We start from the raw sequence: 251 nt of genomic DNA, 5'->3' as shown, positions 1-251 counted from the left end.
CTTCCACGATGGCGGGATCTTCTTGTCAATGCGAGCGACCTGGCGCCAGGCACAATCCCATTCCTGCCAAGCGCCGTCCCAGATGTTTGGGTCGAACCCTTGAGAAAGGTCGGCCACCTGGCCGAGCGTGATCTTGTAGGCGGCAAGGGTGGCGGGCGGAGTGATGCTGGCACCCTGCTTGTATTCCTCCAACGCCGTCTGCGGCGCGCGGGACAGGTAAAGCGCTTCGACGCCTGGCCGGTTGAAACGAC

General features: G+C 62.9%; 1 protein-coding gene. It reads right to left on the bottom strand.

The genetic code is table 11. From position 1 onward, the window contains the following. Nucleotides 1-251: RES domain-containing protein (locus EOD29_RS33655; protein ID WP_164764042.1), on the bottom strand; the 251-nt coding region annotated here is incomplete at both ends.

This window comes from Mesorhizobium sp. M1A.T.Ca.IN.004.03.1.1, from assembly GCF_003997555.1.
In the GTDB taxonomy this organism is placed as follows: domain Bacteria; phylum Pseudomonadota; class Alphaproteobacteria; order Rhizobiales; family Rhizobiaceae; genus Mesorhizobium.
Note: the sequence above shows the minus strand (reverse complement) of the source record. Positions and strands in the feature narration are given on the sequence as shown.